Below are 15,339 nucleotides of genomic sequence, written 5' to 3'. Positions count from 1 at the left end.
CGGCTGAACCAAGCTGGCTGTTCCTCTTTGTAGGAAGTCTACAAGGCACTCGGACGCCCGAGAGGAACCGGCGAGGCTTTGTCGATGCTCTCCGCGCGGACCGGGCGCCTGTTTCCCGGGCCCGAGGCGCCGTTCGGGACGACGGGCGGGGCCGGCGGAGCGGAGAGGCGCCCGACGACCAGTGCGGTCTGCAGGACGTACGCCTCCCGGGGGATCAGGGGGTCCCACCCGGTCACGTCGCACACGCGGCGGAGGCGGTACCGGACCGTGTTGGCGTGCACGAAGAGTGACCGCGAGGTGGCTTCGAGCGAGTGCCCGAGGGTGAGGTACGCGGACAGCGTCTGCTCGAGGCCGTTGGACGCGGCCAGGAGCGGGCGGTAGATGGTGCGCACGAGCGAGCGCCGGGCCGTGTCGTCCCCCGACATCACGCGCTCCGGCCACAGGTCCTCCGAGGAGACGGGGCGCGGGGCTCCGGGCCAGGCGCGGGCAGCGGTGAGCCCGGCGAAGGCGGCCTGGGCGGAACTGCTGGCGGCGACCAGCGACTCCGCCTCCGGGCCGAACACGACGGCGCCGTCCCCGAAGAGCTCGCTGATCCTGGGATAGGCCTTCGCGGGGTCCCGCACGCCTCCGAGTACGAGGATGAGCCGTTCGCCCTGGATGCCCACAAGGACGTCCTCCGCGAGGCGCCCGGTCACGCGGCGGAGCTCGTTGAGGAAACCGACATTCGGTTCGGAGGGGGCGCTGCCGACCATCACCGTGATGCGGGCCTGCGATTTCCAGCCCACGGCGGCGATGCGGGAGCGCAGCGCATCGGAGCTCTCGCCGCGGAGGATGGCGTCGACCACCAGCGCCTCGAGGCGCGTGTCCCATGACCCCCGGGTCTCGGCCGCGCGGGCATAGACGTCCGCTGCGGCGAAGGCGACCTCGCGGGAGTACCGGAGGACGGCCTCGCGCAGCGGTGCCTGGTCGGCCGCGGGTGCGAGGAACGGCACGTGGTCCTCGACCACCTGCACCACCACGCGGATGAGCTGGAGGGCCTTCTGCAGGCTGATGGATCGCGTCAGCTCCGTGGGCGCCGTACCGAAGACATCGCTGAGGACCCACTCCGGCGACACGGGCTTCTGGTACCAGTTGACGAAGGAGGCAATGCCCTTCTGCGCCACCATCCCGAGGGCGGACCGCTCGTCCGGGCGGAGCCCGCGGTACCACGGCAGGTCCGCGTCGAGCTGCTTCAGGGTCGCCGTGGACAGGGAGCCGATCGTGGAGCGCAGCTTCTCGACGGTGGCGGGGTCCGGGGGAGCTGTACCTGCGTTGGTCGCTCCGGCCGCCCTCGGGGCGCTACCGGGATCATCTTCGGGCTGCGGCATCCTCCGAGCATACGGTCTCGGTGCGGCCGCCTTCCATTTGTGAGAAGGCTACAAAAACGGCGACGGCGGACGCAGCGTCGAAGCTGCGTCCGCCGTCGCCGGTGGTGCGGTGGTGCGGGGCCTCTAGGAGTCGCCGCCGGTGTTGCCGGTGGTGCCGGCGTTCACGTCGAGCAGGCGGTACTTCTCGATGGCTTCCTTGGGCGCGTTGGCGTCGACCTCGCCGCGGCGGGCGAGCATCTCGAGCGCCCGGACGACGACGGAGTGGCTGTCGATCTTGAAGAACCGGCGTGCCGCTGCGCGGGTGTCCGAGAAGCCGAAGCCGTCGGCTCCGAGGGTCGCGAACTCGTTCGGGAGGAACTGGCGGATCTGGTCCGGGACGGCCTTCATGAAGTCGGAGACCGCGACGATCGGACCGGTCGCTCCCTCGAGCTGCTGGGTGATGAACGGCTTGCGTGCCTCGGCGCCCGGGTTGAGGAAGGCTTCCTCCTCGGCGTCCAGGCCGTCGCGGCGCAGTTCGTTCCAGGACGTCACGGACCACACATCGGCCGAGACGCCCCATTCCTTGGCCAGGATCTCCTGGGCCTCGAGGGCCCAGGGGACGGCCACGCCGGAGGCGAGCAGCTGCGTGCGGGGCCCGTCGACCTTTGCGGGCTTGAGCAGGTAGATGCCCTTGAGCAGGCCCGTCACGTCCAGTTCCTCCGGCTCGGCCGGCTGCACGAAGGGCTCGTTGTACACGGTGAGGTAGTACATGACGTTGCGGAAGGACTCGGGCTTGTCGCCGATGTCCCCGTACATGCGGTTGAGGCCGTCGCGGACGATGTGCCCGATCTCGTACCCGAACGCGGGGTCGTAGGTGATCACGGCGGGGTTGGTCGCGGCGAGGATCGGCGAGTGCCCGTCGGCGTGCTGCAGGCCCTCACCGGTGAGCGTGGTGCGTCCGGCGGTGGCACCGATGATGAACCCGCGGGCCATCTGGTCCGCGGCGGCCCAGATGGAGTCACCGGTGCGCTGGAACCCGAACATCGAGTAGAACACGTAGATCGGGATCAGCGGCTGGCCTTGCGTGGCGTAGGCGGTACCGGTCGCCGTGAAGGCCGCCATCGATCCCGCCTCGTTGATGCCCGCGTGCAGGATCTGGCCCTCGATGGACTCCTTGTACGCCAGGACCAGGTCCCGGTCCACGGACAGGTAGTTCTGGCCGTTGGGGTTGTAGATCTTCGCGGTCGGGAAGAACGCGTCCATGCCGAAGGTGCGGGCCTCGTCCGGGATGATCGGCGCGATGCGCCGGCCGAATTCCTTGTCCCGCATGAGGTCCTTGAGGATGCGCACGAACGCCATGGTGGTCGCGGCCGCCTGCTTGCCCGAACCCCGTTTGGCCGTCTCGTACGCCTTGTCGCCGGGCAGCACGACGTCGGTGTGCTTGGCGCGGCGCTCCGGCACGAAACCGCCGAGCTCGCGGCGGCGCTCGAGCAGGTACTTGATCTCCGGGGCGTCGGCGCCCGGGTGGTAGTACGGCGCGTTGTACAGGTCGTCGTCGATCTGCTCGTCGGTGACCGGGATGCGCAGGTGGTCACGGAACGCCTTGAGGTCGGCGTTGGTGAGCTTCTTCATCTGGTGGGTCGCGTTGCGGCCCTCGAAGTGCGGGCCCAGGCCGTAACCCTTGACGGTCTTGGCGAGGATGACGGTCGGCTTGCCCTTGAACTCCGTGGCGGCCTTGTACGCGGCGTAGACCTTGCGGTAGTCGTGCCCGCCACGCTTGAGGTTCCAGATCTCGTCGTCCGAGAGGTCCTCGACCATGGCCTTGGCCTCGGGGGACTTGCCGAAGAAGTGATCGCGCACGAACCCGCCGGACTCGGCCTTGTAGGTCTGGTAGTCGCCGTCGGGAGTCTGGTTCATGATGTCCACCAGCGCACCGGAGTCGTCCTTCTCGAGCAGCGAGTCCCACTCACGCCCCCAGACGACCTTGATGACGTTCCAGCCGGCACCGCGGAAGAACGCCTCGAGTTCCTGCATGATCTTGCCGTTGCCGCGCACCGGTCCGTCCAGACGCTGCAGGTTGCAGTTGATGACGAAGTTCAGGTTGTCCAGCTTCTCGTTCGCGGCCAGCTGGAGCAGGCCGCGCGACTCGGGCTCGTCCATCTCGCCGTCGCCGAGGAACGCCCAGACCTGCTGCCCGGAGGTGTCCTTGAACCCGCGGTTGTGCAGGTAGCGGTTGGACTGCGCCTGGTAGATCGCGTTCATGGGCCCGATACCCATGGAGACGGTCGGGAATTCCCAGAAGTCCGGCATCAGGCGCGGATGCGGATACGAGGAAAGCGCGTGCCCCTCCTTCGACTTCTCCTGCCGGAAGCCGTCGAGGTCCTCCTCGGTGAGGCGGCCCTCGAGGTACGCCCGCGCGTACATGCCCGGGGACGCGTGCCCCTGGAAGAAGATCTGGTCCCCGCCGCTGGGGTGGTCCTTGCCCTTGAAGAAGTGGTTGAAACCGACTTCATAGAGCGTCGCCGCGCCCGCGTAGGTGGAGATGTGTCCGCCCACACCGATCTCCGGTCGCTGGGCGCGGTGCACCATGACGGCGGCGTTCCAGCGCATCCATGCGCGGTACTTCCGCTCGATCTCCTCATCACCGGGGAACTCGGGCTCCTGGTCCGCCGGGATCGTGTTGACGTAGTCCGTCGTCGTGACCATGGGCACGCCCACGGACTGTGCACCGGCACGCTGCAGCAGCGAACGCATGATGTACTGCGCGCGCTCGGTGCCCTGGGTGCGAATCAGCTGGTCGAGGGATTCGATCCACTCCGCGGTCTCTTCCGGATCGCCGTCGGGCTTGCCGACGGTCAGACCGCTCAGAATATCCGCCGTACCTTGTTCTGCAGCCACGCGATATCTCTCCACTTCCACAGATCTTGTCTGTGTCGCTTTATGCCTGCGCCCGGCTCGTGGGCCCACACAGGGATGCAAGCCCCGGTGCTTGGACCGCGGCCATATAAGGCCACACTCTATCGCCGCCGGGCCTTCCATGCGTAGCGCGACCGCGGCCACCGGGCAGATTACGCCGAGGGCGTGCCCCTTCCAGTCCTCGGTGCGGACATCGGAGGCGCCGTAGCGGGGCCGTCGGAGCGGCAAATCGACGCACTGGCTTGATGCTTGGCGCATAAGGGTGTTGGCTGGTAGCAATGTATATCTACACGAGGGCCCGTCAGCCGACAGCCCCGTCTTTCCAGGAGGAGCTAAGTGAGCGAGGCTGAAGCCGCCACTGCGGTCAACGTGGCAGGCAAGTTGGGTTTCAAGGGCGGAGACCTTGTTCAGGAACTCGGCTACGACGACGACGTCGACTTCGACTTCCGGGAGGACCTGGAGGACGGCATCGGCGCCGAGCTGCTCACTGAGGATGACCAGGACGTCGTCGACGGTGTGATCCTCTGGTGGCGCAATGGGGACGGCGACCTCGTCGACGCCCTCGTGGACGCCCTGACATCGCTCGGCGCAGGCGGCGTCGTGTGGCTCTTCACCCCCAAGTCCGGCCGCCCCGGCTACGTCGCTCCAGCGGATGTCCAGGAAGCCGCTCCGACGGCCGGTCTGCACTCGACGTCGTCGGCCGGAGTCTCCAAGGAATGGGCCGCGACGCGGCTCGTCAGCCGCCGGAAGCAGTAGGCCTTGCCACTCGAGGTCGGGTCCGCTGCGCCCAGGTTCACGCTCGACAACCAGTTCGGCGAGACCGTGGACAGCGCGTCGCTCGTCGGCGGGTCCGTCGTCGTCTTCTTCCCGTTCGCCTTCTCCCGCGTGTGCACCGATGAACTCGGCCAGCTCCGGGAGAACCTCGACCTGTTCGACGCCGCGGGCGTCAGGCTGGTCGCGGTGTCCGTCGACCACAAGTACACGCTGCGCGCCTTCGCGGACGCGAACGACATCTCCTTCGACCTCCTGGCCGACTTCTGGCCCCATGGCTCGGTGACCCGCGCCTACGACGCCTTCGATGCCGTCCACGGGTATGCGGACCGCGTCAGCTACGTTCTGGACGGCTCCGGTACCGTGCGTGCCGTGGTGTCGTCGCCGCACGGACAGGGACGGCCCATCGCCGACTACGCGCGAGCGCTGGGCTCGGTCGAAGCCGCACTGTGACGGTGGAGGGGGACAAGCGCGAGCAGGACGGGCCCGGGCCCGAGTCCAACCCCCGCCTCGGCCTGACCGGGTTCGCGAGCGGGACACCGGCGTCGGGCCTCGCCCCTCTGGCCCCCGGGGAGCGCGACCTCCTCGACCGGGCCGTCGACCTGCTCGGCGGCCTGCGGCTTGCCGCGCTGACCGGAGCGGGACTGAGCACCGACTCGGGCATCCCCGACTACCGCGGCCCGCAGTCCGTCCCGCGCAATCCCATGACCTACCAGCAGTTCGTGGGCGACGAGGCGCTCCGCCGCCGGTACTGGGCGCGCAACCACGTGGGCTGGCGGCATCTGCGCCGTGCCGATCCGAACGCGGGCCACGCAGCCGTGGCGAGACTGGAGCAGCGGGGCCTGCTGTCGGGCCTCATCACCCAGAACGTCGACAGGCTTCATTCCTCGGCGGGGAGCGTGAACGTCATCGACCTGCACGGGACGTTCGACCGCGTCGTGTGCCTGCAGTGTGCGTCGACCTTCGCGCGATCGCGCATCGCCGAGATCCTCGAGGACCTGAACCCCGGGTACCTCGAGCGGGAGTCCGACGCCGGCGACGTGGCGCCCGACGCGGACGCCGATGTCGACGACACCGAGGACTTCGTGATGGCACCCTGCCCGGTGTGCGGCGGGATGCTGAAGCCCGACTTCGTCTACTTCGGCGAGAACGTGCCGAAGGGCCGTGTTGCCGATGCCTACGCCATGGTGGATGCTGCGGGGGCGTTGCTGGTCGCCGGGTCGTCCCTGACGGTCATGAGCGGACTCCGCTTCGTGCGGCATGCCGTCAAGGCGGGCAAACCCGCCGTCATCATCAACCGAGGCTGGACGCGCGGCGACGACCTCGCCACCCTCAAGATCGAGGCAGGCGTGTCGGAGGCCCTGACGTACCTCGCCGAGCGGCTGCCCGAACTTCCGCGGGACTGAGTATCCGCCCCCGGCTGGTCCGAGTAGTCAACCCGCAAAGCGAGTAGTGCCCACTGTTTCCCCGTCATCGACTGCGCCGTATGTTCAGACCATAGGTCTCTCAACTGGGGTGGAACATGCGTCATTCAACAAGGTCTCTGCTGGTCGCTCTCGGAACAGTGGTGGCTGCGGCCGTCGCCCCCCTGGCCCTCGAATATCAGGGGCAGGCTGCGGAGGACGCTCCCGTCTCCGCCGTTCCGGATACTGTCGCTCCGGCGCCATCAGGTGGCGCCGGTGAACTCGTTGCGGATCCGGTCCCGGCGACGGGCGGCCAGGACTCCCCGGCACCCGAGGACACGCCTCCGGCGCCTGCTCCCGCGCAACCCGGCAGCGGCATGGGTGGCGACCTCCCGCCCGGCTCGCTGCCCGTCCCGCCGTACCCGCAGTGTCCTCTCACCGAGGCAGGGGCCTGGTGGACCGACCCCGCCGACCCCTACACCTGCATCCCGCCGGGCTCCGTGCCGTTCCACGAGCCCACGCCCCCGGGGATCGATCCGGAACTGCTCGAGCCGATCTTCGAGGAGCCTCAGACGCCGCCCGGCCCCGGCGATGACTGCAGGCTCGTCGGCGCGCTGCAGTGCACCGTGACCATCATGGGCCAGGACTACGTGGTGACCTTCTCCGACGGCAAGCCCGTCGGCGTCGCGGAGGCCCGGCTCTAGCCGAGCGCCGCGAGCGCGGAATGCAAAAAGCCCCGCAGGTGCCGTACGGCACCTGCGGGGCTTCCTGTTGACGAGTGGGTCCTACCGGGATCGAACCGATGACATCCACGGTGTAAACGTGGCGCTCTACCAGCTGAGCTAAAGACCCTCATCCTGTGATGCAGTTCCGCCGGCTACAGCCGGCGGAGCGTCATCACGAGGATCGACTATACCGGCTCGGCGGAGGATCGCGCCAATCCGTGCAGGCTACTCGCCGGCCGCGAGCTGTCCGCAGGCACCGTCGATCTCCTTGCCGCGCGTATCCCGCAGCGTCGTGGGGATGCCGGCGTCGCGGAGACGGTTGATGAACTCCGTCGAGACGCTCTTCTCCGACGCGGTCCAGATGGAGCCCGGCGTCGGATTGAGCGGGATCGGGTTGACGTGCACCCAGCCACGGCCGCGCTGGTTGAGTTTCTTCGCCAGCAGATCGGCACGCCATGCGTGGTCGTTCATGTCCTTGATGAGCGCGTACTCGATGCTCACGCGGCGCCCGGTGGTCCGGTAGTAGTTGTAGGCCGCGTCGAGGGCCTCGTCGACCTTCCAGCGCGTATTCACCGGGATGAGCTCGTCGCGGAGTTCGTCGTCGGGTGCGTGGAGCGACAGCGCGAAGGTGACCGGCAGCGACTCCGCCGCCAGCTTGTTGATGGCCGGCACCAGACCAACCGTCGACACGGTGATGTTGCGGGCGGACATGCCGAGACCCTCGGGGGAGTCGTCGACGAAGCGGTGCAGGGCCGCCATGACCCGCTTGTAGTTGGCCAGCGGCTCGCCCATGCCCATGAAGACGATGTTCGTCACGCGGTCGGCGTCGTGCCCGCCATCGGTGCGCAGGTCGCCCAGCGCGCCCTCGGCCAGGGCACGGTTCGCGGCGACCACCTGGTCCACGATCTCGGCCGTGGACATGTTGCGCGTCAGGCCGGCCTGGCCGGTCGCGCAGAACGGGCAATTCATGCCGCACCCCGCCTGGGACGACACGCAGAGCGTCACGCGGCCCGGATAGCGCATCAGGACCGACTCGACGAGGGCTCCGTCGAAGAGGCGCCACAGGAACTTGATGGTGTCGCCGTTGTCCGTGGTCAGCCGCTTCACCTCGGTCAGCAGCGGCGGGAACATGGCCTGCACCAGCTCCTCGCGCCCCGCCTTCGGCAGGTCGCTCATGGCGGCCGGATCCGTGGTGTAGTGCGAGAAGTAGTGCGTCGACAGCTGCTTCGCACGGAAGCCCTGGTGGCCCAGTTCCTTCAACCGGTCCTGCCGCTCGGTGAGGGTCAGGTCCGCGAGGTGCACCGGCGGCTGGCTGACGCGCGGGGACTTGAACTGCAGCAGCGGCCTGCCGTCGCTGGACACGATCGGCTCGGCGCCCTCCACTTCGGGGCGCACCTGAGGGCGCGAGGAGGCAGGGGCGGGGGCGGCGGGGGTAACCGTAACGTCGGACATCCTTATCATTCTTTCACGGATGGCGCCAGCGTCCCAGTCGGCGGCGTGTTCGATCGGACACTTCCCCCGCGCGGAACCCGCCGACATAAAACGGCGGGTCCGGTCACGCGTGTGGCGGCGGGTGTTGTGACGGTAATAGTGTGAAAGCGGCCGGTTGGCCCGCGCGGGAACGCGCCCGAGAGCACCGGCACATGCAGTGCACTGCATGCAGCGGATAAACGACGGAGAACACATTGAGCGCACAGATCGGCGTCACAGGCCTGGCAGTCATGGGAGCGAACCTCGCCCGGAACCTGGCCCGCAACGGCTACACCGTGGCCCTGCACAACAGGTCGGTGGAGAAGACCGACACCCTGCTGGAGAAGCACGGGAACGACGGTGACTTCATCCGCACCGAGACCCTGCAGGAACTGGTCGACTCCCTCGAGAAGCCCCGCCGTGTGCTGATCATGGTGAAGGCCGGCAAGCCGGTGGACTCCGTGATCGACCAGCTGGTCCCGCTGCTGGAGCCCGGCGACATCGTGATCGACGGCGGCAACTCCCACTACGAGGACACGCGCCGCCGCGAGGCCGCCCTCTCCCAGCACGACCTGCACTTCGTCGGCGTCGGGGTCTCCGGCGGTGAGGAGGGTGCCCTCCTGGGCCCGTCGATCATGCCGGGCGGCTCCCGCGAGTCCTACGATTCCCTCGGCCCGATGCTGGAGAAGATCTCCGCGAAGTACAACGGCGAGCCGTGCTGCACGTGGATCGGCACGGACGGTGCCGGGCACTTCGTGAAGATGGTGCACAACGGCATCGAGTACGCCGACATGCAGGTCATCGGGGAGGCCTTCGACCTGCTGCGCTCGGGTGCGGGGATCGAACCGGCCGACCAGGCGAAGATCTTCACCGACTGGAACGCGGGCACGCTGTCCTCCTTCCTCATCGAGATCACCGCGGAGGTCCTCGGCCACACGGACGCGCGCACGGGCAAGCCCTTCGTCGACGTCGTCGTCGACTCCGCCGGGCAGAAGGGCACCGGCCGCTGGACCGTGGTCTCCGCACTGGAACTGGGCAGCCCCACCTCGGGTATCGCCGAGTCGGTCTTCGCCCGAGCCCTGTCCTCGCAGAAGGACCAGCGGGTCCTGGCCCAGGACATCCTGCAGGGCCACGAGGGCAGCGTCGAGCTGCCCGAGAGCTTCGTGGAGGACGTCCGCCTGGCCCTGTACGCGTCGAAGCTCGTCAGCTACGCCCAGGGCATCGACATGCTCACCGCGGCCGCGAAGGAGTACGGCTGGGAGCTCAAGCTCGACGAGATCGCCTCGCTGTGGCGTGCCGGCTGCATCATCCGCGCCGAGCTGCTCGACGACATCATGAAGGCCTACGCAGGCGACGAGCGCCCCGCGAACCTGTTGCTCGCCCCCGCCTTCGCGGAGGCCATCGCGGGCGCGGTCCCGGCATGGCGCCGCGTGGTCGCGACCGCCGTGCAGCTGGGCATCCCCGTGCCGGTCTTCTCGGCGTCGCTGGCCTACTACGACGGCCTGCGCCGCAAGCGCCTGCCCGCCGCCCTCACCCAGGGCCTGCGTGACCTGTTCGGCGCGCACACCTACAACCGCGTCGACACCGACGGCACGTTCCACACCCTTTGGGGCGAGGACAAGTCGGAGATCGAGGCCGTCGACACCCACTGACGGCCCCTCCAACGACAGAAGCCCCGGACCGAGGTCCGGGGCTTCTGTCAATGCAGAGGCAGGTAGCTAGATGTAGATGGCAGGGTCCACGTACTCGGCGGGATCGACGGCGGGCTGCGTCTCGCGCCGTGAGTCGCGGTGACGGAACGTCGCCGGGATACCCGTGACGATGGAATCGGGGGGCGTGTCCTTCACCACGACGGCATTGGCGCCGACGGCGCTGCCCGCCCCGATGGTGATGGGCCCCAGCACCTTGGCCCCCGCACCGATGGTGACGCGGTCACCGATGGTGGGGTGGCGCTTGACCTTCTCGAGCGAACGGCCGCCGAGCGTCACGCCCTGGTAGAGCATGACGTCGTCGCCGATCTCCGCGGTGCTGCCGATCACGATGCCCATCCCGTGGTCGATGAAGAACCGGCGCCCGATCGTCGCCGCCGGGTGGATCTCGACCCCGGTGAGTGCCCGCGCGAGCTGGGCGAGGGCGCGCGCGGGGAAGCGCAGCTTCTCGTTACGCCACATCCGGTGGGTGAGGCGATGCACCCAGATGGCATGGAGCCCGGAGTACACGACGGTGTTCTCGAAGGACCCGCGGGCCGCCGGATCGTGGGTCCGTGCGGTCTCGAGGTCCTCGCGCAGTCGTTCTAGAAAGCTCACCGGCTACCTTTTCTGGGGATGTCGTGGTCTCGGACGGTATCCGAGGTCGTGCGGGCGGTCTCAGCCGCGGATGTCGTCGAAGAGCACCGTGGAGATGTAGCGTTCGCCGAAGTCGCAGACGACGGCCACGATGAGCTTACCGGCGTTCTCCGGACGCTTCGCGAGCTCCAGGGCGGCCCAGACGATGGCTCCGGACGAGATGCCGCCGAGGATGCCCTCCTGGGTGCCCAGGGCGCGTGCCACCCGGACGGAGTCCTCGACCGTCGCGTCCAGCACCTCGTCGTACGCCTCGCGGTCGAGGTTCTCCGGGATGAAGTTGGCGCCGAGACCCTGGATCTTGTGGGGGCCCGGAGCCCCGCCGTTGAGGATGGGGGAGTCGGCGGGCTCGACGGCGACGATCTGCACGCGGGGCTTGCGCTCCTTCAGTACCTGGCCGACGCCCGTGATGGTGCCGCCGGTTCCGACGCCGGCGACGAAGATGTCGACCTCGCCGTCGGTGTCCTCCCAGACCTCTTCCGCCGTGGTGGTGCGGTGGATCGCCGGGTTCGCGGCGTTGGCGAACTGCTGCGCCCAGATCGCGTTCTCCGTCGTCGCGACGATGTCCTTCGCCCGGTCGACGGCGCCGCGCATGCCCTCCGAGCCCGGGGTCAGCACGATCTCCGCGCCGTAGGCCCGCAGCATCACGCGCCGCTCGGTGGACATGGTCTCCGGCATCGTCAGGATGACCTTGTATCCCCGTGCGGCTCCGACCATGGCCAGGGCGATGCCGGTGTTGCCGGAGGTGCCCTCGACGATCGTTCCACCGGGGCGAAGGGCGCCTGCCTGCTCCGCCGCGTCGATGATGGCCACACCGATGCGGTCCTTCACACTGTTGGCGGGATTGTAGAACTCCAGCTTGACGGCGACCTGGGCGTCGAGCCCCTCGGTCAGGCGGTTGAGGCGGACGAGGGGCGTCCGTCCCACCAACTGGGTAACGTCGTCATAGATCTTTGCCATGCGGGAGCCTGCCTGTTCGGGGTGCGGTGGAGGTGGACGTCGAGCGGGGCGGATCCGAACCGCCCGGGGCCGACGGCGGTCAGCTTAACGGGTGGTCCGGGTTGCACCTACGCGGCGAGCCACTGGGCGTAATATTTCCGCGCCTTGGACAGCTTCGGGTTGATGATCACCTGGCAGTAGCCCTGCTCGGGATGCTTCGCGTAGTAGTTCTGGTGCCAGTCCTCCGCGACGTGGAACCTGGGGAGCCTGCTGACCTCGGTGACGATCGGGTTCTTCCAGTTCTCCTGGTTGCGCCGGATCGCGTCCTCGAACAGTTCCTTCTGCTCCGCGTCCTGGTAATACATGACGCTGCGGTACTGCGTGCCGACGTCGTAGCCCTGCCGGTTCAGCGTGGTGGGGTCGTGGGACACGAAGTACATGTCCAGGATGACGTCCTCGGGGATGACGTCCTCGTCGAAGCTCACCGCCACCACTTCCGCGTGGCCGGTCATGCCGGAGCAGACGGAATCGTAGTCAGGGTGCCTCGTGTGCCCGCCGGTATAGCCCGAGACCACCTCGGTCACTCCGCGGGTCTTCTGGTAAAGGGCGTCGAGGCACCAGAAACAGCCTCCTCCGAGCACGAAAGTCTTCATGTCCTTGTCAATGCGCCGCGAGCACGGATGATTCCCGTGCTGGATCAGCCGCCGGTGAACGGCGGAAGTTGGAGGCGTTCCACGGCGGGAGTATTACTGGTGTCATGAAACAGAACCAGCACGACGACGACGCTCCAGTGGCAGCGGCGGCACCGACCGTCGGCGACGTCCTCCTCGCCATCGGCGAGTTGTGGCCCGAAAGCCTCGCCGAGGGCTGGGACGCCGTCGGGCTCGTGGCGGGCAGGGCGGAGAACGGGGTGCCGAAGATCCTGTTCGCGGTCGATCCGTCCGCTGCCGTCCTCGACGAGGCGCTCGCCTGGGGAGCATCGATGATCGTGTCCCACCACCCGCTCCTGCTGAAGCCCGTCTCGTCGGTCGCGGCGTCCGGGTTCAAGGGGAACGTCGTCCATCGGTTGATCGAGGCCGGGTGCGCGCTCGTGACCGTCCACACCAACGGCGACAGTGCGGTCGGCGGCGTGTCCGACGTCCTGGCCGACGCCCTCGGGCTGCGCGACGTCGAACCGCTCGCACCGGCTGCCGGGGGACTGCCCGAGGAGGGCATCGGGCGCGTGGGCAATCTCGGGACGCCGGTGACGCTCGGTGCCTTCGCCGAGGCGGTCTTCTCCATCCTGCCCGCCGTCGCAGGAGGGGTCCGGGTCGCGGGGGACAGCGATGCGCTGGTGCGCCGCGTCGCCGTGTGCGGCGGGGCCGGCGACTCCCTGTTCGACCGCGTCCGTGCGAGCCGGGCCGATGTCTACGTCACCGCCGACCTGCGCCACCATCCGGCCTTCGAGGTCCGGGAGGCCGCAGCGGGCGGCCCGCCCTATCTGATCGACGTCTCCCACTTCGGCAGCGAGTGGCTGTGGCTGACCCCGGCCGCGGACGCCCTCGGCGATGCGCTCGCCGCGCGGGGCTTCACGAGCGATATCCGGGTCAGCAGTGTCAACACGGACCCCTGGGACTTCGTCCTCACACCCGGCCGCTGACGTCCGGCCGAAGCGGCGTGGCCTAGGCTTGGGACGACGCCCACGCCCGCTCGTCGTGCCCCATCCGACCCATCCTGGAGGTTAACCGTGGCCAAGGCTGCACCCGAGGAACAACTCCGCCTGCTCGACCTGCAGGCGCTCGATTCGACCCTCAACAAGTTGAGCCGGCAGGCCGCTGCCGCGCGCGCCAATCCCGAGCTCGGCACAGTCGGCGCACGGGTGGCCGAGGTGGACGCGGAACTCGTGCGTGCCACTACGGAGCTGGGGGACCTCGAGCGCGAGCTGACCCGCGCGGAGGACGAGGTGCAGGCCGTCGTCAACCGTCTCGAACGCGACGAGAAGCGCCTGAACAGCGGAACCGGGACCTCCAAGGACCTGACGGCGCTGCAGCACGAGGTCGCGTCCCTCACCAGGCGGCGCTCCGACCTCGAGGACGTCGAACTCGACGTCATGGAACGGGTGGAGGCGGCACGCGCCGCGCAGTCCGAGGTCCAGGGCCGGACGGACTCCGTCCGGGCGGAGCTCCGCGCCCTCGAGGAGGCGCGCGACGCCGAACTCGCGGACCTCGAGGCGCAGCGCGGCCAGGTGCAGGCGCAGCGCGACGAACTCGCGGCGACCTTCGACGCGGGGCTGCTCACGATTTACGAACGGATCCTCGCCAAGCGCGGCGTCGGTGCCGCACGCCTGTTCCACGGCAAGTCCGAGGGCTCGGGGATGCAGCTGAGCCCGGGCGACCTCGCCGACATCTCCGGTTCCGCCCCCGACGACATCGTGCTGTGCCCCGACTCCGGGTGCATCCTCGTCCGGTCCAGCGACTGGGGAAACCAGTAGCCGTGACAGATCAGCAGTTGTTCGACCCGTACGAATCCAGGAACCCGAAGAAAAGCGCATCAACCGACCAGGACCAGGGCGCCCCTGCGCGACTCGTTGTCGAGGCCGACGGCGGCTCGCGTGGCAATCCCGGGCACGCGGGGTACGGCGCCCTCGTCCGCGACCCCGACACTGGCCGGATCCTCGTGGAGAAGGCCGCCTACATCGGCAAGGCCTCCAACAACGTCGCGGAGTACTCCGGGCTCGTCTCGGGGCTGGAGCTGGCCCGCGAGATCAATCCCCGGGCTTCTGTCCACGTGAAGATGGACTCCAAGCTGGTCGTCGAGCAGATGTCCGGCCGGTGGCAGATCAAGCACGCCGACATGCGCACGCTGGCGGCCAAGGCGCGGAAGGTCCTCGATCCGCGCCAGGTGAGCTACGAGTGGATTCCGCGCGAGCGGAACACGGAAGCCGACCGGCTGTCCAACGAGGCGATGGATGCCGGCATGGCCGGCGTCGAGTGGAAACCGCGTGCCGCCGCCGCGCAGCCAGCGGAGCTTGAGGCTCCGGCTCAGGAGGCACGCCGTCCCGCAGGAAGGCTCCACCACCTGGAGGTGTGGACGCAGGATCTCGCAGCCGCCGAGGCGAGCCTGGGCTGGCTTCTCGAACGGCTGGGCTTCCCCCGCAGGGACTCCTGGAAGGACGGGGTGAGCTACGGCTCCGACGAGTTCTACCTCGTCCTCGAGAGCGGTCCCGACGTTGCCGCCGGCGCCCACGAGCGCCGCCGGCCCGGCGTGAACCACCTCGCGTTCCGCGCCGGCGCACGAGCGGACGTCGACCTGCTGGCGCGGCGTGCTGCGAGCCACGGGTGGTCCCTGATGTTTGCGGACAGGCACCCGTTCGCGGGCGGGCCGGAGCACTACGCCGCCTACCTCGAGAACGCCGAGGGCTTCGAAGTGGAACTGGTCGCCGACTGAC

At 68.8% G+C, this 15,339-nt stretch carries 14 protein-coding genes and 1 tRNA gene; 8 read left to right on the top strand and 7 right to left on the bottom strand.

What is annotated here, in order from left to right; all coding sequences use genetic code 11:
- Nucleotides 1-38: 38 nt before the first annotated feature.
- On the bottom strand, nt 39-1,367 hold the full coding sequence (locus tag ACX80H_RS02625) for a PucR family transcriptional regulator (RefSeq protein ID WP_459310851.1): 1,329 nt from the start codon (nt 1,365-1,367) through the stop codon (nt 39-41).
- A 123-nt stretch (nt 1,368-1,490) separates the two neighbouring features.
- Complete coding sequence (gene aceE / locus ACX80H_RS02620; protein ID WP_459310850.1) at nt 1,491-4,244, bottom strand: pyruvate dehydrogenase (acetyl-transferring), homodimeric type; 2,754 nt, start codon at nt 4,242-4,244, stop codon at nt 1,491-1,493.
- Nucleotides 4,245-4,598: 354 nt separating this feature from the next.
- On the opposite strand from aceE, the gene ACX80H_RS02615 reads away from it, so the two are divergent.
- From ACX80H_RS02615 to ACX80H_RS02600, 4 genes are all read left to right on the top strand, one after another.
- Nucleotides 4,599-5,018 (top strand): DUF3052 domain-containing protein, encoded by a 420-nt coding sequence (locus ACX80H_RS02615; RefSeq protein WP_459310849.1) that lies wholly within the window; start codon nt 4,599-4,601, stop codon nt 5,016-5,018.
- Nucleotides 5,019-5,021: 3 nt separating this feature from the next.
- On the top strand, nt 5,022-5,486 hold the full coding sequence (locus ACX80H_RS02610) for a redoxin domain-containing protein (protein ID WP_459310848.1): 465 nt from the start codon (nt 5,022-5,024) through the stop codon (nt 5,484-5,486).
- 2 nt (nt 5,487-5,488) lie between these two features.
- Nucleotides 5,489-6,439, top strand: coding sequence for an NAD-dependent protein deacetylase (locus ACX80H_RS02605; protein ID WP_459313349.1), 951 nt, complete (start codon nt 5,489-5,491; stop codon nt 6,437-6,439).
- 116 nt (nt 6,440-6,555) lie between these two features.
- Entirely contained in the window at nt 6,556-7,140 is a 585-nt protein-coding gene (locus ACX80H_RS02600; protein WP_459310847.1) for a hypothetical protein, read from the top strand.
- A gap of 75 nt (nt 7,141-7,215) precedes the next feature.
- On the opposite strand, the gene ACX80H_RS02595 is transcribed toward ACX80H_RS02600, so the two are convergent.
- Both ACX80H_RS02595 and rlmN read right to left on the bottom strand, forming a co-directional pair.
- Nucleotides 7,216-7,288 (bottom strand) — tRNA-Val (locus ACX80H_RS02595).
- A 98-nt stretch (nt 7,289-7,386) separates the two neighbouring features.
- On the bottom strand, nt 7,387-8,613 hold the full coding sequence (rlmN, locus tag ACX80H_RS02590) for a dual-specificity RNA methyltransferase RlmN (RefSeq protein WP_459310846.1): 1,227 nt from the start codon (nt 8,611-8,613) through the stop codon (nt 7,387-7,389).
- A 233-nt stretch (nt 8,614-8,846) separates the two neighbouring features.
- Here rlmN and gnd point away from each other — a divergent pair, with 233 nt between their 5' ends.
- Complete coding sequence (gnd, locus tag ACX80H_RS02585; protein WP_459310845.1) at nt 8,847-10,283, top strand: NADP-dependent phosphogluconate dehydrogenase; 1,437 nt, start codon at nt 8,847-8,849, stop codon at nt 10,281-10,283.
- Between the two features lie 66 nt (nt 10,284-10,349).
- On the opposite strand, the gene epsC is transcribed toward gnd, so the two are convergent.
- The 3 genes from epsC to msrA all read right to left on the bottom strand — a co-directional run bounded on the left by epsC (nt 10,350) and on the right by msrA (nt 12,565).
- Nucleotides 10,350-10,937, bottom strand: a complete 588-nt coding sequence (gene epsC, locus ACX80H_RS02580) for a serine O-acetyltransferase EpsC (RefSeq protein ID WP_087075947.1) — start codon at nt 10,935-10,937, stop codon at nt 10,350-10,352.
- A gap of 60 nt (nt 10,938-10,997) precedes the next feature.
- Nucleotides 10,998-11,933 (bottom strand): cysteine synthase A, encoded by a 936-nt coding sequence (gene cysK / locus ACX80H_RS02575; protein ID WP_459310844.1) that lies wholly within the window; start codon nt 11,931-11,933, stop codon nt 10,998-11,000.
- 107 nt (nt 11,934-12,040) lie between these two features.
- Nucleotides 12,041-12,565, bottom strand: coding sequence for a peptide-methionine (S)-S-oxide reductase MsrA (gene msrA, locus ACX80H_RS02570; protein WP_459310843.1), 525 nt, complete (start codon nt 12,563-12,565; stop codon nt 12,041-12,043).
- Between the two features lie 104 nt (nt 12,566-12,669).
- Here msrA and ACX80H_RS02565 point away from each other — a divergent pair, with 104 nt between their 5' ends.
- The 3 genes from ACX80H_RS02565 to ACX80H_RS02555 all read left to right on the top strand — a co-directional run bounded on the left by ACX80H_RS02565 (nt 12,670) and on the right by ACX80H_RS02555 (nt 15,338).
- Nucleotides 12,670-13,551, top strand: coding sequence for a Nif3-like dinuclear metal center hexameric protein (locus ACX80H_RS02565; RefSeq protein ID WP_459310842.1), 882 nt, complete (start codon nt 12,670-12,672; stop codon nt 13,549-13,551).
- 87 nt (nt 13,552-13,638) lie between these two features.
- Entirely contained in the window at nt 13,639-14,382 is a 744-nt protein-coding gene (locus ACX80H_RS02560; RefSeq protein ID WP_459310841.1) for a zinc ribbon domain-containing protein, read from the top strand.
- A gap of 2 nt (nt 14,383-14,384) precedes the next feature.
- A complete protein-coding gene (locus ACX80H_RS02555; RefSeq protein ID WP_459310840.1) occupies nt 14,385-15,338 on the top strand; it encodes a reverse transcriptase-like protein in 954 nt (317 codons plus the stop codon).
- Nucleotide 15,339: the final 1 nt, after the last annotated feature.

This window comes from Arthrobacter pasteuri (genome assembly GCF_054510955.1).
The sequence above is the reverse complement of the archived record's forward strand: the minus strand, read 5'-3'. Positions and strand labels throughout refer to the sequence as shown.

Bases quoted from the DNA above. Each gene is read 5' to 3' on its own strand.
- ACX80H_RS02625 (WP_459310851.1), bottom strand. From the start codon at position 1,367: ATGCCGCAGCCCGAAGATGATCCCGGTAGCGCCCCGAGGGCGGCCGGA.
- ACX80H_RS02600 (WP_459310847.1), top strand. From the start codon at position 6,556: ATGCGTCATTCAACAAGGTCTCTGCTGGTCGCTCTCGGAACAGTGGTG.
- rlmN (WP_459310846.1), bottom strand. From the start codon at position 8,613: ATGTCCGACGTTACGGTTACCCCCGCCGCCCCCGCCCCTGCCTCCTCG.
- cysK (WP_459310844.1), bottom strand. From the start codon at position 11,933: ATGGCAAAGATCTATGACGACGTTACCCAGTTGGTGGGACGGACGCCC.
- msrA (WP_459310843.1), bottom strand. From the start codon at position 12,565: ATGAAGACTTTCGTGCTCGGAGGAGGCTGTTTCTGGTGCCTCGACGCC.
- ACX80H_RS02565 (WP_459310842.1), top strand. From the start codon at position 12,670: ATGAAACAGAACCAGCACGACGACGACGCTCCAGTGGCAGCGGCGGCA.